The 21,233-nt window shown below is 40.5% G+C and carries 19 protein-coding genes and 1 other annotated feature; of the genes, 14 read left to right on the plus strand and 5 right to left on the minus strand.

The genetic code is table 11. The features are described from left to right. Nucleotides 1-14 precede the first annotated feature (14 nt). Both PSE83_RS01305 and PSE83_RS01310 read left to right on the plus strand, forming a co-directional pair. Nucleotides 15-6,323: a protein kinase domain-containing protein gene (locus tag PSE83_RS01305; RefSeq protein ID WP_272660601.1), complete on the plus strand. Its 6,309-nt coding sequence runs from the start codon at nucleotides 15-17 to the stop codon at nucleotides 6,321-6,323. Beyond that, the gene (locus PSE83_RS01310) at nucleotides 6,320-7,672 is read left to right on the plus strand and encodes a hypothetical protein (protein WP_004263650.1); all 1,353 of its coding nucleotides are present in this window, start codon (nucleotides 6,320-6,322) and stop codon (nucleotides 7,670-7,672) included. The genes PSE83_RS01305 and PSE83_RS01310 overlap by 4 nt, the downstream gene beginning before the upstream one ends. Before the next feature lie 123 nt (nucleotides 7,673-7,795). Here PSE83_RS01310 and PSE83_RS01315 read toward each other — a convergent pair whose 3' ends face one another. From PSE83_RS01315 to PSE83_RS01330, 4 genes are read right to left on the minus strand one after another with little or no spacing between them, the layout of a single operon-like run. Continuing rightward, entirely contained in the window at nucleotides 7,796-8,662 is an 867-nt protein-coding gene (locus PSE83_RS01315) for a metal ABC transporter permease (RefSeq protein ID WP_004263651.1), read from the minus strand. Next, nucleotides 8,655-9,545, minus strand: a complete 891-nt coding sequence (locus PSE83_RS01320; RefSeq protein WP_004263652.1) for a metal ABC transporter permease — start codon at nucleotides 9,543-9,545, stop codon at nucleotides 8,655-8,657. The genes PSE83_RS01315 and PSE83_RS01320 overlap by 8 nt, the downstream gene beginning before the upstream one ends. Further along, complete coding sequence (locus tag PSE83_RS01325) at nucleotides 9,542-10,432, minus strand: manganese/iron ABC transporter ATP-binding protein (RefSeq protein WP_004263653.1); 891 nt, start codon at nucleotides 10,430-10,432, stop codon at nucleotides 9,542-9,544. Before PSE83_RS01325 ends, PSE83_RS01320 begins: the two co-directional genes overlap by 4 nt. 1 nt (nucleotide 10,433) lies before the next feature. After that, nucleotides 10,434-11,345, minus strand: coding sequence for a metal ABC transporter substrate-binding protein (locus PSE83_RS01330; RefSeq protein WP_036958656.1), 912 nt, complete (start codon nucleotides 11,343-11,345; stop codon nucleotides 10,434-10,436). 310 nt (nucleotides 11,346-11,655) lie between these two features. On the opposite strand from PSE83_RS01330, the gene PSE83_RS01335 reads away from it, so the two are divergent. Next, a complete protein-coding gene (locus PSE83_RS01335) occupies nucleotides 11,656-12,282 on the plus strand; it encodes a transglycosylase SLT domain-containing protein (protein ID WP_153673696.1) in 627 nt (208 codons plus the stop codon). Here the strand turns inward: PSE83_RS01335 and PSE83_RS01340 are convergent. Then, on the minus strand, nucleotides 12,276-12,980 hold the full coding sequence (locus PSE83_RS01340; RefSeq protein ID WP_004263665.1) for a MarC family NAAT transporter: 705 nt from the start codon (nucleotides 12,978-12,980) through the stop codon (nucleotides 12,276-12,278). The genes PSE83_RS01335 and PSE83_RS01340 overlap by 7 nt on opposite strands. Before the next feature lie 466 nt (nucleotides 12,981-13,446). Here PSE83_RS01340 and fos point away from each other — a divergent pair, with 466 nt between their 5' ends. The 11 genes from fos (at nucleotide 13,447) to pheS (ending at nucleotide 21,225) form a co-directional block, all read left to right on the plus strand. Beyond that, nucleotides 13,447-13,860, plus strand: coding sequence for a fosfomycin resistance glutathione transferase (gene fos, locus PSE83_RS01345; RefSeq protein WP_004263671.1), 414 nt, complete (start codon nucleotides 13,447-13,449; stop codon nucleotides 13,858-13,860). 103 nt (nucleotides 13,861-13,963) lie between these two features. Continuing rightward, a complete protein-coding gene (locus PSE83_RS01350; RefSeq protein WP_004263674.1) occupies nucleotides 13,964-14,362 on the plus strand; it encodes a hypothetical protein in 399 nt (132 codons plus the stop codon). Nucleotides 14,363-14,465: 103 nt separating this feature from the next. After that, complete coding sequence (locus PSE83_RS01355; protein WP_036958659.1) at nucleotides 14,466-14,915, plus strand: methyltransferase family protein; 450 nt, start codon at nucleotides 14,466-14,468, stop codon at nucleotides 14,913-14,915. Nucleotides 14,916-15,000: 85 nt separating this feature from the next. Continuing rightward, nucleotides 15,001-15,588, plus strand: coding sequence for a hypothetical protein (locus PSE83_RS01360; protein ID WP_004263679.1), 588 nt, complete (start codon nucleotides 15,001-15,003; stop codon nucleotides 15,586-15,588). A gap of 257 nt (nucleotides 15,589-15,845) precedes the next feature. Then, complete coding sequence (thrS, locus tag PSE83_RS01365; RefSeq protein WP_004910357.1) at nucleotides 15,846-17,774, plus strand: threonine--tRNA ligase; 1,929 nt, start codon at nucleotides 15,846-15,848, stop codon at nucleotides 17,772-17,774. A gap of 3 nt (nucleotides 17,775-17,777) precedes the next feature. Then, on the plus strand, nucleotides 17,778-18,317 hold the full coding sequence (gene infC, locus PSE83_RS01370) for a translation initiation factor IF-3 (RefSeq protein ID WP_071524538.1): 540 nt from the start codon (nucleotides 17,778-17,780) through the stop codon (nucleotides 18,315-18,317). 346 nt (nucleotides 18,318-18,663) lie between these two features. After that, on the plus strand, nucleotides 18,664-19,203 hold the full coding sequence (gene infC / locus PSE83_RS01375; RefSeq protein ID WP_071524539.1) for a translation initiation factor IF-3: 540 nt from the start codon (nucleotides 18,664-18,666) through the stop codon (nucleotides 19,201-19,203). A gap of 95 nt (nucleotides 19,204-19,298) precedes the next feature. Beyond that, a complete protein-coding gene (gene rpmI, locus PSE83_RS01380) occupies nucleotides 19,299-19,496 on the plus strand; it encodes a 50S ribosomal protein L35 (RefSeq protein WP_004263702.1) in 198 nt (65 codons plus the stop codon). Between the two features lie 46 nt (nucleotides 19,497-19,542). Next, a complete protein-coding gene (rplT, locus tag PSE83_RS01385; RefSeq protein WP_004263714.1) occupies nucleotides 19,543-19,899 on the plus strand; it encodes a 50S ribosomal protein L20 in 357 nt (118 codons plus the stop codon). 89 nt (nucleotides 19,900-19,988) lie between these two features. Further along, nucleotides 19,989-20,118 (plus strand) — a sequence feature (Phe leader region). Beyond that, complete coding sequence (pheM, locus tag PSE83_RS20395; RefSeq protein WP_136134757.1) at nucleotides 19,995-20,039, plus strand: pheST operon leader peptide PheM; 45 nt, start codon at nucleotides 19,995-19,997, stop codon at nucleotides 20,037-20,039. (Overlaps the previous feature by 45 nt.) 123 nt (nucleotides 20,119-20,241) lie before the next feature. After that, nucleotides 20,242-21,225 carry a phenylalanine--tRNA ligase subunit alpha gene (pheS, locus tag PSE83_RS01390; RefSeq protein ID WP_004263717.1) on the plus strand — a complete coding sequence of 328 codons (984 nt, stop codon included), beginning with the start codon at nucleotides 20,242-20,244 and terminating at the stop codon, nucleotides 21,223-21,225. The last annotated feature ends 8 nt before the right edge of the window (nucleotides 21,226-21,233 follow it).

Genomic DNA, 21,233 nt, shown 5'->3' on the forward strand with positions numbered 1-21,233 from the left:
AATTGGATGAATGGATGACCATGATACGTTTTTGCCCACATTGCCAAACAGAGCGACCGTTAACTGAAATTTTTTGTGCTGGGCAAATTAAAACACCACAAGGAGATAATCAGTTTTGTGGTTGGGATTTAACCCTTGAAGCTATTCATGAAACGGGTTGGTGCCCCATTGATGAGCACAATACCTCGATTGAGAGCCCAAAACTCAGTATTGATGAGAATAATCAAAATAACCAAATTATTGAACAAAGAGTTTGTGTGAATGGGCATTCCATGGATGAGGGGGATTTTATCTGCCTTGAGTGTGGGGCGGATGCAGCTCTTGAACTAAGCAATATTGAGGAGCAATCTCAACGACTGATTGGTAATTGGCGACTTGAACGACGTATTAACCAAAACGATAGCCCACGGGAACGTTATTTAGTTACACATATTGAAAACGACAAAAATGGTGTGCTTACCTTATATCAAAAAGGTGAAGAACCTGATCCTACGATTTATCAAGTACTTCAATTGATCCCAACAGACCATGTGCCTGAGTTTTATGAAACGGGACGCTGGGAAAACCGCGCTTGGCATGTGACTGAATTCTTGGAAGGTGGCTCATTGAGCCAATTTATTCAGCAAGGGGAATTTTGGCAGTTACATGAAATCCCCAAATTGGTTGAAGAAATGGGGCAAGCGATAGCGGCATTTACCGAGCATGGTTTGCGCCATCGCAATCTATGTCCCGCTAATTTATTGATCCGCAGTCGTGAACCTTTGGATATCGTGGTGATTGAATATGGCTCTGCTAGTTTGTCTGAATTTGACCTTGATATCGTAACACCCTTAGATATTTCCCGTTATAGCGCACCAGAAACCTTAGCAGGCGGTGTGAGCGCCGCATCAGACTGGTGGAGTCTTGGGGTTATTTTATTAGAACAACTGACCCAAGGGCAGTGTTTTGCTCAAGTTCATGATAATGCGTTCTTAATCCAAGTCATGACTAATGGCGTTGATTTTCCTGATGATTTAGACCCCAACTTACAACTATTATTGCGCGGGTTATTGTGCCGGGATCGTTTTTTACGTTGGCAATGGCCGCAGGTGTCAGCATGGCTAGAGGGGAAAGCGGTCCAAGCACCGAAAAGTGCGATAGCAGGCTCGCCAACTCAATACCATCAAGTCCAGTTTGCAGGTCAGCAATTTTCTCAGCCAGATACTTTTGCCATGGTTGCTGGTGAACAAGCTCATTGGGATGGTGCAGTCCAATTTTTGCTACGCGGGGAATTAACGTCGTGGTTAGCAAAGTTTGATAATAGTCAGGAACAACTCAAACAACTTCAGGCTTTTTTAGATAGTCCAAAAACGCTAGGTGGAGCCTTACAAAGTGAAATTAATCAAGATATTAAACTCACTTTAGCTTTAAAAATCCTAAACCCGAATATGCCATTTATTTATCGTGGTGAAATCATCACATCGGCGTGGTTATTAGAACAGCCTATTCTTGCTTACGCACTAATTAGTGAGCCATTAACTCAACATATTCAGAATATCGACCCACAACATTGGTTAGTGCAGCTCTACCACCGCCAATGTTTAGTACGCCAACGCGCTGAACAGTTGAATATATTACTCAATGAAGAAAGCTTGAAACTGTATTTGTTAATCACGTCAATAAGCCAGCTCGCTGCGCGTTGGGAATTACTGCATAGCCAATTTCCTGACTCACATAATGAAAGCCTACAAGCCTTATTAGATAGACAAAATCTGCAAGAAATTGATTATATTTTATTGCTAAGTGCCGATATTGGGCAATTTGTTTCACTGACTGCATTAGTCGAGCAATCTTTTGAATTAGCAAAACACAATGATATCCACAATTTTGATAGCGAAATAGCCAAAAACCAACTTTTGTTACCAAGAGGGGAACTATACCAGCTCATTAACCACCGAGTCAGTGATTTCAAACGTATAGGGATCCCTGAATTAGATGGTTGGGTTGATGACTTTTTATTAATGCGTCGCTTGCCGTTAGTCAAAATTCTCGTATTGCTGGCTATTCCATTCGAACACTGGCAAGTACCCGAATCACAAAAATATGTTCTTGAAGTTCTAAGGTTTTTTACACAAAAGCTCACGTCAGTAACACAGCGTGGAAACTTAGTGCGTATGCGTTTAACGCAAAATACTGGGCGAGTCGATTTAATGGAATGCGATAGCCCCGTTCGCCCTGCAAGTGCATTACTTGAACATTTATTGAACCGCAAAAAAAGCACGGTTACCATTGATAGTGATTTGCTATTACAGCATAAAGGCGTCAATGGCCGATTACGGATCCTACAATCAGATACGCAGTTATATCAACGGGATACAGGTATTGATGGCATGTACCTTGGTTTCCCATTCTTATTATTGCACACACAGCCGAATCAAATTAAACCGCGAATAGCACCTTTATTTTTATGGCCCGTTTCATTACGGACTTCTTTAGCTCAAAACAGCCCTATACAGCTTAGTTTTGATCATGAGAGGGCGGCAATACGCTTAAATCCAGCACTGGCAAGCTTTGCGGGTATACCTCCGGTGAGTGAGTGGCAAACAATATTAGATAATTTATTATCTAAAGCAGGTTTAACCATTGAAGATATGATGGAGACACTTACGTCTTTATTACCGATACAAGGTAAAGAACTCGCGCCACTTCCGTCGATCACTACTCCAATTGCAGAGAATAGTGCACAAATCTGTTGTTCAGCGGTACTCTTCCATACCTCGTTTATTGGACAGGCGATGAGTAGCGATTTACAGCAAATTGCTGGGCTACCTATTTCCCAAACAGCCTTAGCGACAATGCTAAAAGTCTCACCGCTCAATAGCACGAGTGAAACACAGCCAGATAATTTACTTAATCAGTATGCATTGTCATTGGCAGACCCATCACAAGAACAAGTTGTTCAAGCTGCACAAGCTAACACGGGGCTGCTGATTGAGGGGCCGCCAGGGACAGGGAAAAGCCAAACCATCGTGAGTTTGATTGCAGATGCGATAGGGCGTCAGCAAACCGTTTTAGTGGTGTGTCAAAAACCTGCTGCACTAGAAGTAGTCTATAAGCGTTTGATTGCTAATGGATTAGGGGATAGAGCACTATATATCAGCCAAAGCCAAAAAGGCCGTGAGATTATTTTGGCGGTGAGAGAACAAATTGAGCAACTTTGGGGACAAGAAAAAAGCCAGCCCGTTGAGCTTGATTGGCAGGGAGAGAGAATTCATCTTGTAAATCGCGTTCAGCTATTTGAACAAAAAATAGATAGGTATTTTCACTCACTCAATAATATCGACGAAAAGTTTCAAGTTTCTTATAAACAAGTATTAAGCCAATTGATTGAACTTGAAAAGCTTCCTCATTTTGATATTGATGAACAGCACATTAAGCCTTTATTAGCGCAATTTGATAGCCATACGATTGAGCAACTAACGGATGATTTGAAGTCACATGCGTATACTTGGTGGCAATTGGATTATGAAAATAATGCACTAAAAGCCTTATCGCAGTTTACGGTGAATGACCCTCAATATTTATTGTTTAATCAATCTATTATGGGATTGATCGATACTGAAAAGCAACGTGATGAAGCTTATAAAACGCCATATCAGCAAATTACGTTGACTCAATTATCGACTCATGAGCAATGGTTATCACAGCATGAAGCACAATTTAGCCAATTAACGGCTGAACAATGGCAGGATTTCTCCCGTTGGTTAACGCTATTTAGCAGTGAAACGGGAAATTTAGTTATTAACCAACTTGAGCTGTTGTATCAGCGTTTATTATCGATTAATGAAGAAAATATCGACCCGTTATTATTCCCTGTGTTTAGGGGGATTGATAATGACCATCTTTCCCAATTATCGCGAGCATTGATGGAAACAATGCAAGGGTCATGGTTACGTTTCTTGAACCCGTATTACTACCGTCGGCAAAACCAATTGCAGTCATTTATGGCGGCTAGTGGCTTAGCGCCTACGACTGAAAAACAGACGTCAGTGCTTAATACCATCGCCGTTGAACAACAATGGCGTTTACTTGAAAGGGAATTACAACCATTATATCAACAGCTTGGTCTTGAGCTTCAGCCAAACCACCTGTGGCGTAGCACATTGCAACCGTTGGTCATGCAATTAAAACGAGTGGCAGATATGGCTGAGCTTCTCACTCAGTACCCTGAACCTTTGCATTTTATAGACGCGATTACTCAGCAACAAAAAGCCGGGTTTATCCATCAATGTCATGAAGTCAGGGCGGCAATAGCTAAGTTACGTGCAAAAACGGAAAGCTTAAACCAATTAAGTCGGCTAGATAGCGTATTTTCATCAGAAACCGTTGAACGGTTTAAGATGGCCATCGTAAACGGTGAGTCAAATACGACTGAACTGGTGCTGATAGCGCAACAGAAAGAAAATTTACAGCGTTACCAATCGTTTCGGGAAGAAACACAACATTTTACCGAGCAGCATTGGGGGATCTTAACGCTATTAAAACCGGCTATTGGACAACTTATCGCAACTGAAGGGGGCACAACGCAATGGAGAGATCAATTAATTCAAACAATTAACTATTATTTCTGTCTGTTTACTAAAGCTCAATTGCAGGCAACATTGCCTGTATTAAGTACTAATCACGGCCAGCTGATGTCAGACCTAGCTGAACTAGAAAATGCTCAAAAACAATTACAACAATTCAATAAATTGGCATTGACGACCAATATAGATATCAAAACGTTAGGGAACCGCCGAGAATGGGAAGAAATTACTCGTTTAGCAGGGCCAAGAGCGCGACGTTTAAGGGAATTTATACAAGAAGGTCGAGATATTGGGTTAATGCAACTACGGCCGGTTTGGTTGATGACACCCGATGTAGCGAGCCAGGTGCTCCCTCTTGAAGGTGCCATGTTTGACAGTGTGATTTATGATGAAGCTTCACAGATGCCGATTGAATTTGCCTTATCGACTTTATTTAGAGCCAAACAGGCCATTGTTAGTGGCGATGAAAAGCAAATGCCACCTTCAAAATTTTTCACAGGCAAGCAAATTGAAGACGATATTGATGAAGAAGACGATGACCAACAAGAATTGGCAGGAGAGCAATGGGATTACCGGCAAATTAGTGATTGCCCTGATTTATTACATTTAGCACGTACAGTGTTGCCTATTCATACATTGGATATTCATTACCGTTCTGCTTATCGAGAGCTGATTAATTTCTCCAATTTTGCTTTCTACGAAAATAGGCTTAATATTCCAGCGCAGTTTTCTTCTAAAATGGTCAGCAAAATTAAGCCATTACAGCTTATTCAAGTCAATGGTACATATGTTAACCAAAGCAATGAAGCTGAAGCAGTCGCTATCGTGGATCATTTAGCTTCAATGTGGCAACGGCCTTTCGAACAACGACCCTCTGTGGGGGTAGTCACGTTTAACCAAAAGCAAGCAACATTAATTAATCAAATAATTCAATTACGTGCAGCACAGGATGAAGATTTTCTTCAGGCGTATACGCAGGAAAACCAACGCACTCACAATGACGAAGATATGTCATTTTTTGTGAAAAATGTGGAAAATGTGCAAGGTGATGAACGCGATGTGATTTTATTTTCTACCACATTTGGTCGCAATGCGCAGGGGACATTCAGGCGTAACTTCGGGGTATTAGGGCAAACTGGTGGTGAACGGCGTTTAAATGTCGCCATCACTCGTGCTCGTCAGCAAGTCGTAATAATGTCATCAATGCCAATAGATGAAATTTCTGATTTACTAGCCACTTACCGCAAACCGGAAATTCCAAGAGATTATTTACAAGGTTATCTGGCTTATGCGTTAAATGCGTGTAACCCATTAATGCAAAAAGAAAATAAAAAATTACTTAGTCGCATGTGTCATACACAGTCAGCGGTTGATAACGAAACGCTCCCGCAAAATGCGTTTGTCGATTCGGTAATGAGTTTTATTCGACAAAGTGGCTGGCAGGTGACCACCGCAAGCCAAAATGGGGTATTCCATTTTGATGGCATTGTTGAGGACCGAACCAGTGGCCGTTTGCTCATCGGTATTGAATGCGACATACCATCACACCCACTATTAAAAACAGCGCGTTCTAGGGAGCTATGGCGCAGTGCTGTTCTGGCACGAGTGATACCAGCACGCTACCGGGTTTCTATTATCGAATGGTATCAAAATCGTGATTTGGCGCAGCAACAACTGCATGATGCCATTTCTCAGGCTTTATTAACCTCATCCCTCTCTCAAATAGAGAGTCAAAATCCGCAAGAAGGTGCGTTATGAGTTCATCGGTTCATCGTATAACTGTTAGGGAAATGAATGAAATTCAGTGTCGGCGTCAGCTTGCGGTAGTTAAACGTCGATTTAAACAGTGGAATGCATTGGCAAACCGCAGCCAATATCATCAGCCGCGTATTGCACAAATCAAACAAGCATACCAGCAGTTAATGGAAAATGAGGCACAGGTTGCCACATTGTCAGCACGCAATTTAAGTTTATTAAATAACCAATTGGTTGAGTTTACTGGGACACTGAATAACGAAGTACAGGAAGTTCGTGAGCAACAACTTGAAAAACAAGCGTTATTAGCCCGAACAAAAAAGTACAGAGAACATAATTTGGCTGAATTAATCGCACTGGTACATGAAAAACTGCCAAATGAGACCGAACTTCTTACGCAATTAATTTCGGCTAGTGAACTGGATGAAAACCAATCTAATAAATTAATTTTTAAAGTATTAGCTTTATTGAGTTCACAATCAACTTCACTAACACCATCGGCAGCGGCATTATTGAGCCAGCTAAAAGCACAATCTGAAGGCGTGAAGCAATTTTGGCAATCAGGTTTACCTCAAACGCCGTTTGCCAAGCAACGTGAACAGCTACTATTGATGATTGAAAAACTGAAATTAATCGCTTCTTCTGATGAAGCTCAGCGTGCGGAACAACAACTGGTTGAGCTTCAAGAATTTAAAGAAGGCACACAGCGCCATTTACGTGCCGATTCATTGATCATGACATTAGCAGGGCAATTGAAGTTAAGTCAGCAACGAATTGAACTTATCGATAAAATTGAACAACTTTGTGATGAATTGGCTATTTTTGCGAGTAATGAAAATGAAGCCATGATTTCGAATGCGTTAGCGAGTATACAATCAAGCTCGATAGAAGTGTTAACTGCATGGATAGATAAGCTGAATAATGCCGTAAATACTGCAGAACAACAGGTTGTTGCCACTGCACAAAGGAAAACGGTATTAGAAGGGTTAGGGAAACTCGGTTATCAAGTTCAAGATACTGATGTTAAAGCATGGCTGGATGATGGCAAAGTGGTCGTCACACATCCTGCCACGCCGGGGTATGGACTAGAATTAGGTGGAAAACAAGCTCGTTTTCAAGCGCGTACAGTGGCTTTTTCTGCAGAGCGGGATAATTCTCGAGACCAGGATGTTGATGCAATTTGGTGTAATCAGCACCAACAATTACAAGATATTATTGCTCAGACGGATGCGGAACTTGTTGTTGAGCAGGCGTTACCAGCGGGAAGTGGGGAAATGAAAGTGCATGAAACCCAATCTGAAGAGCAACGTCGTAATATTGCGGTGAACCAGTTAAAAACACGCAGCAGATAGCTAATTAATGCAGATGCTTAAGTTACTAAAAAAGATCTTGTTGCATAGCTAGGGTGTTATTGAAAATAAAAAAGCTGAATTCGTTATGCGTGAATTCAGCTTTTTTGTTATATCTGCCATTTATTATGCGGTATGCATACTTTGTGGGTTAGTCTGATTTCTTTTACGTGCCAGTACTAGCTTGCTATAGAGCAGGGCTATTACAAAGTAAACCGCTTGCGTAACAACAATGGTTGGCCCAGTCGTCGCATTAATGTGAAAACTCAAGATGGTTCCAATAACACTTGATGTTACAGAAGCGATGATAGCGACGATGAGCATTTTGCCGAAGCTCCGGCATAGGACAAATGCAATAATTCCCGGGGAGATCAGCATGGCAATAACTAAAATGATCCCAACAGCTTGCAGTGAAGCGACAATGGTTAATGCAAGTAAAGACAGTAAACCATAATGTATCAGCTTGACGGGGAGGCCAATCACACGGGCTTGGTTTGGGTCAAAACAATAGAGCATAAAATCTTTACGTTTCAGTAAGATAATTGCAATAGTGACCCCTGCAAATAGCAATATTTGCTTAAACTCGCTATCCGTGATCCCTAAAATATCACCAAATAAAATATGTGTAAGGTGTTGTTCGGTATCTATTTTAGCAAACATAACCAAGCCGATAGCAAACATTCCCGAAAACACAATCCCCATGACGGTGTCTTCTTTTATCCGACTATTTTCTTTTAAATACCCTGTCGCGACAGCGCAGAATAAGCCAGATGCGAAGGCCCCTATCGCCAATGGGATACCGAGTAAAGAAGCAATAATGATCCCCGGCAGAACGGCATGGGAAATCGCATCACCCATCAATGACCAACCTTTCAATACTAAAAAGCAAGAAAGGATAGCGCATACGGTCCCACTAACAATGGCGGTAATCAATGCTTTTTGCATAAAAGGAAAAGCAAACGGAGCCATCAGTAAGTCAATGAAATCACTCATGAGATGCTCCTTGTCGGTGTGACTGATGCAGCCGAGCTACTTCCTTTTTTGCATTACGTTTTGAGGCAAAAATACCGTGCTTAGGTGCAAAGAAAAATGCCAACAGGAAAATAATAGTTTGTAGTGTAACAATTAACCCACCTGTAGCACCGTTGAGGAAATAACTGATATAAGCACCAACAGCACTGGTTACGGTGCCAATTGTGACTGAAATAATGAGTAAACGTTTAAACTGGTCGGTCAATAAATAGGCGGTTGCCCCCGGAGTGACGACCATTGCGATAACAAGGATTGCACCAACTGTTTGTAGGGCTGCAACAGTACAAGCACTTAATAATGTAAAGAAAATAATTTTTAGGCGTAATGGGTTCAAGCCAATTGAACGAGCGTGGCTTTCATCGAAAAAAACGGCTAATAAATCTTTCCATAAGCACAGCAGTACAATGAATGAAATGCCAATAATAATTTCTACTTGTAATACGTCAGAATCCGCAATACCTAAAATATTACCAAAAATAATACTTTGTACATTCACAGATGTTGGGTTCAATGAAACAATCAACAAACCTGCTGCGAAAAAAGTAGAGAAAATAAAGCCAATGACAGCATCTTCACGTAAACGAGTTAGATGCTTTATTAATGTCATGGCCAGTGCCGCGAGGATCCCAGTAAAAAAGGCTCCAGCCGCATAGGGCAAACCTAAAGCATAAGCACCAGCCACCCCAGGAACAACAGAGTGGGAGAGCGCATCTCCCATTAATGACCAGCCTTTCAACATCAAATACGCCGATAAAAACGCACAGACAGCACCAACAATGGCGCTGACCCAAATAGCTTTTATCATAAAATCATATTCAAAGGGCTGTAATAACATCTCAATCATTCGGAACCCTTAGCTTGGTTTTTTCGAACGGGCGCATTATGGTCATGACCATAGAATACAGCCGCTCTTTCATCATCGGTAATGACGGTGACAGAGCGAGGGTCATCATCGTCATGAAGCTCTTGACCTGACAGGTTAATATGACGCAATACACCGCCGAAAGCTTGCTGCAGGTTTCGTTGCGTAAATGTTGTTTCTGTAGGTCCACTCGCTAAAACAGTGCGATTGATTAAGATAACGTGGTCGCAAAACTCAGGCACACTACCCAAGTTATGAGTTGAAACGAGGATTAGATGGCCTTCGTCACGCAAACTACGCAGCAGGTCAATAATGGCATTTTCAGTTTTAACATCAACCCCAGTAAAGGGTTCATCAAGGAGTAAAACTTTACCTTCTTGTGCGAGCGCCCGCGCTAAAAAAACTCGTTTTTTCTGACCGCCTGAAAGTTCGCCTATTTGGCGATGTTCAAGGCCTGCAAGGTCAACCCGTTCTAATGCCATTTTGACCGCATCTTTATCGGCTTGTTTAGGGATGCGGAAAAAACCCATTTTGCCGTAACGGCCCATCATCACAACATCAGAAACGAGAACGGGGAAATTCCAGTCAACTTCCTCTGTTTGTGGGACGTATGCGATCACATTTTCTTTAAGCGCGGTTTTTATCGGCTGATCATTTAATGTCACACTGCCAGAAGATGGGGTGACAAGCCCCATAATGGTTTTAAATAACGTTGACTTGCCACTACCATTTACGCCAACTAAGGCACAAATAGAGCCACCTGAGATAGTAAAGCTTGCGTCATAGATAGCGGTGTGACCGTTATTATATGTCACAGTCGCATCATCGACGATAAGATTCGGGTGTTCGAATTGACTTGAGTGATTCATATTACTGTGAAAATCCTTTCGCTATCGTGTCTACAGTTGTATTTAAAAGGTCTATATATGTTGGTACTGGGCCATCGGCAGTTGATAATGAATCAACATATAACACGCCACCGTATTTTGCCCCGGTTTCTTTACTGACTTGGCGAGCAGGTTTATCAGAAATGGTACTTTCACTGAATACCACAGGGATGTTGTATTTACGGACAGTATCAATCACTTTTTTCACTTGTTGAGGAGAGCCTTGCTCTTCCGCATTGATTGGCCACAAATACACTTCTTTAAAGCCGTAATCTTTTGTTAAATAGCTAAATGCGCCTTCACTTGAGACTAACCAACGTTCATTTTCTGGAATGCGATTTAAACGTTCACGTAAAGGGGCGTCAAGTTCAGCAATTTGTTGCGCATATTTTTTAGCATTGGCATTATATGTTTCTGCATTTTCAGGATCATATTTGACCAGAGCTTGACGAATATTTTCAATATAAATTTTAGCATTGGCAGGAGACATCCATGCATGTGGATTTGGGTTATCTTTATATTCACCTTCACGGATTGGCATTGGCTCAATACCTTCAGTGACTACGACAGCAGGAACATTTTTAAAATTTTCAAAGAAACGTTGGAACCAAACTTCCAAATTCATCCCATTCCATAAGATTAAATCTGCATCATAGGCTTTCATAATATCTTTAGGAGTCGGTTGATAACCGTGAATTTCCGCACCAGGCTTCGTTATAGACTCGACAATTGCTGCATCTCCAGCTACATTTTGAGCGATATCTTGAATAATGGTAAAAGTGGTTACGACTTTAAACTTTTTAGCAAAAGCAGGTTGGCTAAAAAAGATGACTGCTACCAAAGCAAACATACTGGTTAGTAAAGGTGCAGATAATCGAGATACGTTCTTCTTCATAAAAGTTGACCCTGACATTATTGGTTTAGCGTTTTTTAACATACAGTTGTTAAGGTTTATAACAATTATATTTTATATCCTAATTGATAATGATTATCAATATCAATTGTGAAAAATAAATACAAAAAGTGTGGAATAGCATTATTCGTCATTATAGGCTTCTAAGTCCCATGGCTATTTGTATGACTAAAACACGTCCTGAAGTAAAAGTTAAGTAAAAATTATTTTATTTTTCTTAGGATTAGTTATTCTGCCATCGGCTTCCATCGTAGAGGATTCGACAGTGAGAAAAATAATTGGCGGTACTTTTATGCTACTGCTACTAGCAGGTTGTTCAAGCGAGCCAGATAGGCCTGTAACAAAACAGCGAATGTTAGAGCCTACAGGGCCAATAGCCACACAAAATACGACATTTCCAAGAACGCCTTTTGATGAATTTATTCGTGATTCTGCGGTTCGTTATAGTGTTGATGAAGCTTTAATTAGGGCTATTATTGAGGTCGAATCCAATTTTAGGCCTGAAGTTGTCAGTAAATCCAACGCAATAGGTTTGATGCAGATTAAAGCTTCGACAGCGGGGCGTGACGCATACCGTTACCAAGGGAAGCCAGGGGAGCCGAGTACTCGTGACCTAAAAGATCCACAAAAAAATATTGATATTGGCACAGCCTATATTCGTATTTTAAGGGAACAGCACCTTGCTGGAATAAGCCACCCTCAGACGTTATATTATGCAACTGTTGTCGCTTATGTGAACGGGGCTGGAGCGTTATTAAGAACATTTGATAATGATAAGGGTAGGGCGATTGCAATGATTAACAGCTTATCGCCGGAAGAATTTTATCAACATGTACAAACAAAACATCCTGCACCGCAAGCCCCACGCTATTTGTGGAAAGTTAAAAATGCTTACAATGCATTAGCTATGTCTTATTGATATTCACGCATTAAGTGTGGGAGTTGCGCGACAATTTCAACAATTCCGTTGATTACAAATTGCACTCCCATACAGATTAATAAAAATCCCATCACCCGTGCGATTGCATCAATACCGCTATTTCCTAGCCACCTCATAATAGAAGTTGCGCCTCTTAAACCAATCCAAACGATGAGACTTGCAATAAAAAAGGTAATTACGGGGGCGACTTTTAAAACCCATGGGGCAAAACTAACATTACCTTGTAATGATGCAGTGGAGCTGATGATCATAGCAATAGTACCAGGGCCTGCGGTACTTGGCATAGCAAGAGGAACAAAGGCAATGCTAGGTGATTCTTGGCGTTTTTTAGGGACATTTGGATCATCAAGGGCATTGGCGGTTGGGTCTTCCCCAACATCACTGCTAGGAAACAGCATGCCAAATCCAATAAATGCCACAATTAGCCCGCCTGCAATTCGCAGTCCTGGTATTGATATTCCAAATGTGTTCATGACTAATTGGCCTGCATAAAAAGCGATTGTCATGATTGCGAATACATAAATAGAGGCCAATAACGATTGATGGTCACGCTGCTCTTTTGTCATATTAGCAGAGATGCTTAACATGACTGCAATTGCAGTTAAAGGGTTGGCGAGAGGAAGTAACAGTACCAGACCAATACCAACGGCTTGAAATAGCTCAAGAAAATTTGTCATGGAAGTTAGATTCAAGCTCCTGATTAATGTGAATAAAATACCTTATCTCAAATGATAGCAAAATTTCTTATAGATCTGTAGGTTAGCATTTATATCTAGTGAGATATTTTATGGTAGGAGGTGGTTAGCATACTGATGAGTAAGAGTTAATATTAACTATCATTTATTAGTTTGTAGATAATAAGAGTTGTTCACATTAATTGTGGATAACAATGGCTTTCATCTGTGAATAACTTATTTTATTTGTTAAATAACAGCAAGATGAGTGATTGTGGTAAAAGTATTCAATTTTTAAAGGCAAAAAAAAACCTTTTTATGGGGGATAAAAAGGTTAAGGGCATTTCGTAACAGGTTGTCTTTAAGTTGATATGGGATACAGTATATCTGCTGCAATGTTATTTACTGATAATTTATGTAAATTCATTAAAAGAATTCACTGTGACAGACAAGTAAAGGGTAAAAAAATATGTTAAACGGAATCAACCATTTAACTTTAGCTGTAACTGATTTAGAAAAAAGTATTGGTTTTTATCAATCACTACTTGGTATGAAGTTACATGCGAGTTGGAAAAAGGGCGCCTATATTTCCTGTGGCGATTTATGGTTATGTTTATCATTAGATATAACTCGCCAATTTTCGTCCCCAGAAAAAACGGATTACACACACTATGCCTTTAACGTTGATGCGAAAGACTTTCTTATCGTTGTTGATAGGCTAATGCAAGCAAATGTCATTGTCTGGAAAGAAAATAAAAGTGAAGGAGATTCTTTTTACTTTCTTGATCCAGATGGCCACAAATTAGAATTGCATGTAGGCGGCTTATTACAGCGCTTAAAGAGCTGCCAAGAAAAACCGTATGAAGAAATGAAATTTTATTAAAAAGAGTTATGGATTTCTTTACAAAGGATTTTTAGTTTTAAAAATAGCTTTACGCAGAGTTGGTTATCCTATTTTCAGTTAATTTTGAGTAATAGGAAAAAGAATGAAAAAACTTATAGCGACATTAGCCGGGGCGTCGATGCTATTAGTTTTGGCTGCCGCCATGTTACTAATCGTTTTTCCTCAGCAGTGGAAGCAAAGCATTTATCCGAATATATCCCAAGTCTTACCAACATCGCTCAGTGCTATTTTACCGCAGAGTTTAGCCAGTAATGATATTTGTAATAGTCTAGAGGATAACCTGCAAAATTTTACTGATTATCTTAAAGTGAATCAGGACATTGTTGATGTAAAGGGAATGAATAGTTTAGATGAACAACTTGCCAATATTCAAACCAGAATTGATTCTATGCCCAGTGATGTACGAAATTTAGTTTGCCAGCAAGAGTATAGTAAATTAGAAGGTTTAAAGAGTGTGTTTTCCTTAACTCCCAATAACTAATTATTTTTGTAGTTAATATCACTCCTCTATATGTTCCTCCACTCAAATTTATATATTCATTTATGGTATGCTAATAGCATCATTTTGGCTTACAGGTAACGCAATGAATATATTTAAATTGCCATTATTGAATTGGTTAGTCGCTAATGGGATCGCTGTATACTTTCTTTCCAAGCAAGGTCTTTTAGACTGGACGTTTTCTGGTTGGATGGGAATTTTAGGTATATTAATTGCACTGGAGAGTGTGAGTTGGGTCGCGACGAGTCTTTACTACTTTTATAAACATAAAACATCACCAAATCCTACGGTTAAGGCAACGCATTTAGTGACTAACGGGCCTTACCGATTTTCACGTAATCCAATGTATTTAGCTTTTACATCAATGAGCTTGGCTTTAGCTTTCTTTTCACATTCTCCTTATTTTTTGGTCGCAGGGTTAGTATTTTGGCTGATTACTGATTTATACACGATCCCACAGGAAGAACGTTTTTTATCTGCATCATTTAAGAAGGAGTGGGAAAAATATAGCAAGCAAACGAGACGTTGGTTATAGATTGGTGGAAATGAGACGCTTTATCATTTAATCTGTTTTGTATACTTCAAATTTAGAATTTACGCAAAACATATTAAGGATAATCATGAACTATCAGGTGGTGCCATTTTGGATATACTCCAGTAAACTCGCATGTTTTATAATGTTCAGCGTATTTTTTGCTTTTTTTCCGGTAAGTGGTTTTATACTTTATTTATTTACCATCGGGGTTGTTTGGGCTGTCGTAGTCTCATTTAAAATTCATGGAATGAAGGAAAAAGGAATAGTCTTAAAAAATAGCGATACATCTGATTGGATGGTATATGTGAATGGTATTCCAGTCCAAGAAAGAAGACAAACTCTCTCCAATCCCTGTTTTGCAACGATACAGCATGCGAAGTCATTCTTTAGTATTGCCTTTATTATTCGGGCGTTAGTTCAAATTATCTTTTGTATTTATTTATTTTGGCAAATAGAGAAATTAGATAATATTTATGTACTATTACTCTCGTTAATAGCCACTTTCTACATCATTTACTCTTTATGGAAATCAATTCAATCGGTTATTACTCTTCAACAAAATAAGATAATCAGCGAAGAGATAATTGCACCTAGTGGATCCCATTGGTATCGCGTGTTTTTTGAGCAAAAAGAGAAACTATTTCCTGCATTAGATAACTTATTTGCCATTTAATCGGGAAGGTATTGATTTTTCATATGAAGAAGAACAATTAGCGGCATTACGCTATCACCATAAAATAGGTCTGTGTTATCATTAGTAGTTGAGTTACTCACGATGTAACGAAATAGGGTACTTAAATTGCCCATATTTGTGTACATGTCTTGCATTGTGAAGTGAGAAATCGTTAGTAACGTATTGATTTATAAACTTTGGAATAATCAAGCAAGTGATCTTTCGTGTGGGTCACCACTGCTGATAAGGATTTTTTAATGCCTGTTATTACTCTTCCTGATGGAAGTCAGCGTCAGTTTGACCACCCCGTTTCTGTGATGGATGTTGCTCGTGACATCGGCGCAGGTTTAGCTAAAGCCTGTATTGCAGGACGAATTAATGGCGAACGTGTCGATGCATGTGAAATAATTGAACATGATGCAAACGTATCCATTATTACGAGTAAAGATGAAGACGGACTCGAAATTATTCGTCACTCTTGTGCTCACCTGTTAGGTCATGCAATTAAACAACTATGGCCAAACACGAAAATGGCGATTGGCCCTACTATCGATAATGGTTTTTACTATGATGTCGATTTAGACCATATGCTGACGCAGGAAGACTTGGAAAAGCTTGAAAAGCGTATGCTTGAGCTTGCCAAAACAGATTATGATGTGGTGAAAAAACGCGTTTCTTGGAGCGAAGCTCGTGAAACTTTCGTTGCCCGTGGCGAAGACTATAAAGTTGAAATTTTAGATCAAAATATTAGCCAAGATGACCGCCCTGGTTTATATCATCACGAAGAATATGTTGATATGTGTCGTGGTCCACACGTACCGAATATGCGTTTTTGCCACCATTTTAAATTACAGAAAGTGGCTGGCGCATACTGGCGTGGTAACAGCGATAACAAAATGCTGCAACGTATTTACGGCACCGCATGGGCCGATAAAAAACAATTAGCGGCCTATTTATTACGTTTAGAGGAAGCAGCTAAGCGTGATCACCGTAAAATTGGTAAACAACTAGATTTATACCATATGCAAGAAGAAGCGCCGGGTATGGCATTCTGGCATAATGACGGTTGGACAATTTTCCGTGAGCTGGAAACTTTTGTACGCACTAAACTGAAAGCTTATAACTATCAAGAAGTTAAAGGCCCATTCATGATGGATCGCGTGCTGTGGGAAAAAACAGGTCACTGGGATAACTATAAAGACGCGATGTTTACGACTTCTTCTGAAAACCGTGAATATTGTGTGAAACCAATGAACTGCCCAGGTCACGTACAGATTTTCAACCAAGGTTTGAAATCATACCGTGACTTACCATTACGTATGGCAGAGTTTGGTAGCTGTCACCGTAATGAGCCATCAGGTGCACTGCACGGCTTAATGCGTGTGCGTGGCTTTACTCAAGATGATGCACATATCTTCTGTACTGAAGAACAAATCTTAAGCGAAGTAACTAGCTGTATTGAAATGATTTATGATGTTTACGCAACTTTCGGTTTCGAAAAGATTGTCGTAAAACTATCAACCCGTCCTGAAAAACGTATCGGTACTGACGAGATGTGGGATAGGGCGGAAGAAGACTTAGCGAATGCACTGAAATCAAAAGGTATTGAGTTTGAATACCAACCAGGTGAAGGCGCATTTTATGGTCCGAAAATCGAGTTTACACTGTACGACTGCCTTGACCGTGCATGGCAATGTGGTACTGTCCAGTTAGACTTCTTCTTACCGGGCCGTTTAACAGCTTCCTATGTAGGGGAAAATAACGAACGTATCGTTCCTGTTATGATCCACCGTGCAGTGTTAGGTTCACTAGAACGCTTTATTGGTATCTTAACAGAAGAGTATGCAGGCTTTTTCCCAACATGGTTAGCACCACAGCAAGTGGTTGTAATGAACATTACTGATAGCCAAGCAGATTATGTTCAAGAATTAGTAAGCAAGCTGCAAAGTGTTGGCATTCGTGCGAAAGCGGACTTACGTAACGAGAAAATCGGCTTTAAGATCCGTGAACACACGCTGCGCCGCGTCCCTTACATGTTAGTATGTGGTGATAAAGAAGTTGAATCAGGTAAAGTTGCTGTACGTACCCGTCGTGGTAAAGACTTAGGCAGCCTTGATGTCAACGAATTCATGACAAAACTGCTTGAAGAGATCCGCAGTCGTCAACTCAATCAGATGGAGGAATAAGGTATTAAAGGCGGAAAAAAACTCCCAACGGCGCGCCCAAATCGTATTAACGATGAAATTCGCGCAACAGAAATCCGTGTCACTGGTTTAGACGGTGAGCAACTTGGTGTAATGAGTGTGCGTGAAGCCCTCTTTAAAGCAGAAGAAGCAGGTGTCGACTTAGTCGAAATCAGCCCAAATGCTGAGCCACCAGTTTGTCGTATCATGGACTACGGTAAATATCTTTATGAGAAAAGCAAATCTCAAAAAGAACAAAAGAAAAAACAAAAAGTTGTTCAAGTGAAGGAAATTAAATTCCGTCCGGGAACAGACGAAGGCGACTACCAAGTTAAACTACGTAGTTTAATTCGCTTTTTGGAAGATGGTGACAAAGCTAAAGTGACACTGCGTTTTCGTGGTCGCGAAATGGCTCACCAACAGATTGGCTTAGAAGTGCTTAACCGCATCAAAACCGATCTGGATGAACTGGCATCAGTAGAATCATTCCCATCAAGGATTGAAGGACGCCAGATGATCATGGTATTGGCACCAAAGAAAAAATAATTAAGCCAGTATGGTTATAGCGAAGTAATTGCTAGAGTCGAGCAGCGCTCATTTGGGCGCTGCTTCTCTATTTTATTTGTCTTATCTAATGAGTAAAAATAATTGCTTCAATGCTACAAATTTCCCTCAAAATCCAAGTTTTCAAACAGTTCAGTGTGATTTATTGCAAGATTTACTTGAGTAATCCGGCAAGAAGCATTAAAATCCGCGGTCAAATCACTTTGTCAGCGCATAGCGCATAAAGACAAACAAAGAATATCGTACACGCGTCAAGTAGTAACTATTGAGTGACGAGTGTATTTGCTTGAGAGAAGCAAATCTCTTTATCCAATTGGAGGAATGAAGTATTAAAGGCGGAAAAAGAATCCCAACAACACGTCCAAATCGTATCAATGATGAAATTCGTGTTCCAGAGGTCCGTTTAACGGGTTTAGACGGTGAACAGTTAGGCATCATGAGCGCACGCGAAGCGCTTGAAAAAGCTGAAGAAGCAGGTGTAGACCTAGTAGAAATCAGCCCAAATGCTGAACCGCCAGTTTGTCGTATCATGGATTACGGCAAATTCCTTTATGAGAAGAGCAAATCTCAAAAAGAGCAAAAAAAGAAACAAAAAGTTGTTCAGGTGAAGGAAATTAAATTCCGCCCTGGTACAGATGAAGGTGATTATCAGGTCAAACTACGCAACCTGACTCGCTTTCTGGAAGATGGTGATAAAGCTAAAGTTACACTGCGTTTTCGCGGTCGTGAAATGGCTCACCAGCAGATCGGTCTGGAAATGCTTAACCGCATCAAAGCTGATCTGGAAGAACTGGCATCCGTGGAGTCTTTCCCTTCAAGAATTGAAGGGCGTCAGATGATCATGGTGCTGGCACCGAAGAAGAAATAATTAGGCCTGCAAGTAATACTCGTTTATAGCAATATAGATGTTATTCGCCTAATTAATTCGTAGTTAATCACAATGCGAAGTTGGAAATAAAAGAAATGCCAAAGATTAAAACTGTACGTGGCGCAGCAAAGCGCTTTAAAAAAACTGCAGGCGGTGGCTTTAAGCGTAAGCATGCAAACCTTCGTCACATCCTGACTAAAAAGTCAACTAAGCGTAAACGCCATTTACGTCCGAAAGGAATGGTATCTAAGGGCGATCTGGGTCTGGTAGTTGCTTGCCTGCCTTACGCATAAGTAAACAATTTAGTTAATATAAGATAAAGACGATAGGAGATAGCTTATGGCTCGCGCAAAACGTGGTGTAATCGCCCGTGCACGTCACAAAAAAATTCTGAAGCAAGCGAAAGGTTACTATGGTGCACGTTCACGTGTTTACCGCGTAGCATTTCAAGCGGTAATCAAAGCTGGTCAATACGCTTACCGTGACCGCCGTCAACGTAAACGTCAGTTCCGTCAACTGTGGATCGCACGTATCAACGCTGCGGCTCGTCAGAACGGCCTGTCTTACAGCCGCTTCATCAATGGCTTGAAAAAAGCTTCAATTGAAATCGACCGTAAGATCTTAGCAGACATCGCAGTTTTCGATAAAGCAGCATTCACTGCTTTAGTTGAAAAAGCGAAAGGCGCTTTAGCTTAATTGTTTGCTTGGAAAGAGGAGGGAAACTTCCTCTTTTCATTTATAGCTATTTGTGTTAATACTTTAGATACAGTTAGTTATTGAGAGTTTACTTCATGCATTCTGTGATTTTTCGTTTCTTTTTTTACTTTAGCACCTGAATTTCGGGGGCTTTTTCGCGTAAATAGAAAAAAGAAATGAAAAGTTACGCTAAAGCCTCCTTAGGGAGGCTTTTTCATTTCTAGTTTTAGATTAAGTACAGTAAAATCAGTTAAGTATTCATTCATTACCAAATAGAATGTGAAGCTTAATATATATAGTGAATAACTAGCAAAAAGACCAAGTGGTCATAAAGGGGAAACAATGCCACATCTCGCTGAGTTGGTTGCACAGGCAAAAGCAGCCATTGAACAGGCCCAAGATGTTGCTACGTTGGAATCAGTGCGTGTTGAATATTTAGGCAAGAGCGGCCATTTCACACTACAGATGAAAACGTTGCGTGATCTGCCTGCTGAGGAACGTCCAGCAGCAGGGGCTGTGATAAATGAAGCTAAAGTACAGGTTCAAGATGCACTGAACGCCCGTAAGGACGCGATGCAAGCTGAAATTCTTAATGCACGTCTAGTATCAGAAAAAATTGATGTGTCATTACCTGGGCGTCGTATGGAAAATGGTGGGTTACACCCAGTGACCCGTACAATTCAGCGAATTGAAGAGTTTTTTGGCGAATTAGGTTTCTCTGTTGAAACTGGTCCAGAAATCGAAGATGACTATCATAACTTTGATGCGTTAAATATACCTGCTCACCATCCCGCGCGTGCTGACCATGATACTTTTTGGTTTGATGCAAAACGCTTACTGCGTACGCAAACATCGGGTGTACAAATCCGTACAATGAATGGCCAACAACCACCGATTCGTATCATTGCTCCTGGTCGTGTATATCGTAATGATTACGACCAAACGCATACACCAATGTTCCATCAAACAGAAGGCCTGATTGTTGATAAAGATATCAGCTTTACCAATCTAAAAGGCACATTGCATGATTTCTTGAATAACTTCTTTGAAGAGGAAGTTCAAGTACGTTTCAGACCATCATATTTCCCATTCACCGAACCTTCAGCGGAAGTTGATGTTATGGGTAAAAATGGTAAATGGTTAGAAGTATTAGGCTGCGGAATGGTGCATCCAAATGTATTGCGCAATGTAGGTATTGACCCTGAAGTCTACTCTGGATTTGCCTTTGGTATGGGGATGGAGCGCTTAACAATGCTACGCTACGGTGTTTCTGACCTACGTGCATTCTTCGAAAATGATCTTCGTTTCCTCAAACAGTTTAAATAAGGCGGGGT

It is taken from the genome of Providencia sp. PROV150 (assembly GCF_028481025.1).
Lineage (GTDB): Bacteria > Pseudomonadota > Gammaproteobacteria > Enterobacterales > Enterobacteriaceae > Providencia > Providencia hangzhouensis.

Bases quoted from the DNA above. Each gene is read 5' to 3' on its own strand.
- PSE83_RS01305 (WP_272660601.1), top strand. From the start codon at position 15: ATGACCATGATACGTTTTTGCCCACATTGCCAAACAGAGCGACCGTTA.
- PSE83_RS01310 (WP_004263650.1), top strand. From the start codon at position 6,320: ATGAGTTCATCGGTTCATCGTATAACTGTTAGGGAAATGAATGAAATT.
- PSE83_RS01315 (WP_004263651.1), bottom strand. From the start codon at position 8,662: ATGAGTGATTTCATTGACTTACTGATGGCTCCGTTTGCTTTTCCTTTT.
- PSE83_RS01320 (WP_004263652.1), bottom strand. From the start codon at position 9,545: ATGATTGAGATGTTATTACAGCCCTTTGAATATGATTTTATGATAAAA.
- PSE83_RS01325 (WP_004263653.1), bottom strand. From the start codon at position 10,432: ATGAATCACTCAAGTCAATTCGAACACCCGAATCTTATCGTCGATGAT.
- PSE83_RS01330 (WP_036958656.1), bottom strand. From the start codon at position 11,345: ATGAAGAAGAACGTATCTCGATTATCTGCACCTTTACTAACCAGTATG.
- PSE83_RS01335 (WP_153673696.1), top strand. From the start codon at position 11,656: ATGCTACTGCTACTAGCAGGTTGTTCAAGCGAGCCAGATAGGCCTGTA.
- PSE83_RS01340 (WP_004263665.1), bottom strand. From the start codon at position 12,980: ATGACAAATTTTCTTGAGCTATTTCAAGCCGTTGGTATTGGTCTGGTA.
- fos (WP_004263671.1), top strand. From the start codon at position 13,447: ATGTTAAACGGAATCAACCATTTAACTTTAGCTGTAACTGATTTAGAA.
- PSE83_RS01350 (WP_004263674.1), top strand. From the start codon at position 13,964: ATGAAAAAACTTATAGCGACATTAGCCGGGGCGTCGATGCTATTAGTT.
- PSE83_RS01355 (WP_036958659.1), top strand. From the start codon at position 14,466: ATGAATATATTTAAATTGCCATTATTGAATTGGTTAGTCGCTAATGGG.
- PSE83_RS01360 (WP_004263679.1), top strand. From the start codon at position 15,001: ATGAACTATCAGGTGGTGCCATTTTGGATATACTCCAGTAAACTCGCA.
- thrS (WP_004910357.1), top strand. From the start codon at position 15,846: ATGCCTGTTATTACTCTTCCTGATGGAAGTCAGCGTCAGTTTGACCAC.
- rpmI (WP_004263702.1), top strand. From the start codon at position 19,299: ATGCCAAAGATTAAAACTGTACGTGGCGCAGCAAAGCGCTTTAAAAAA.
- rplT (WP_004263714.1), top strand. From the start codon at position 19,543: ATGGCTCGCGCAAAACGTGGTGTAATCGCCCGTGCACGTCACAAAAAA.
- pheS (WP_004263717.1), top strand. From the start codon at position 20,242: ATGCCACATCTCGCTGAGTTGGTTGCACAGGCAAAAGCAGCCATTGAA.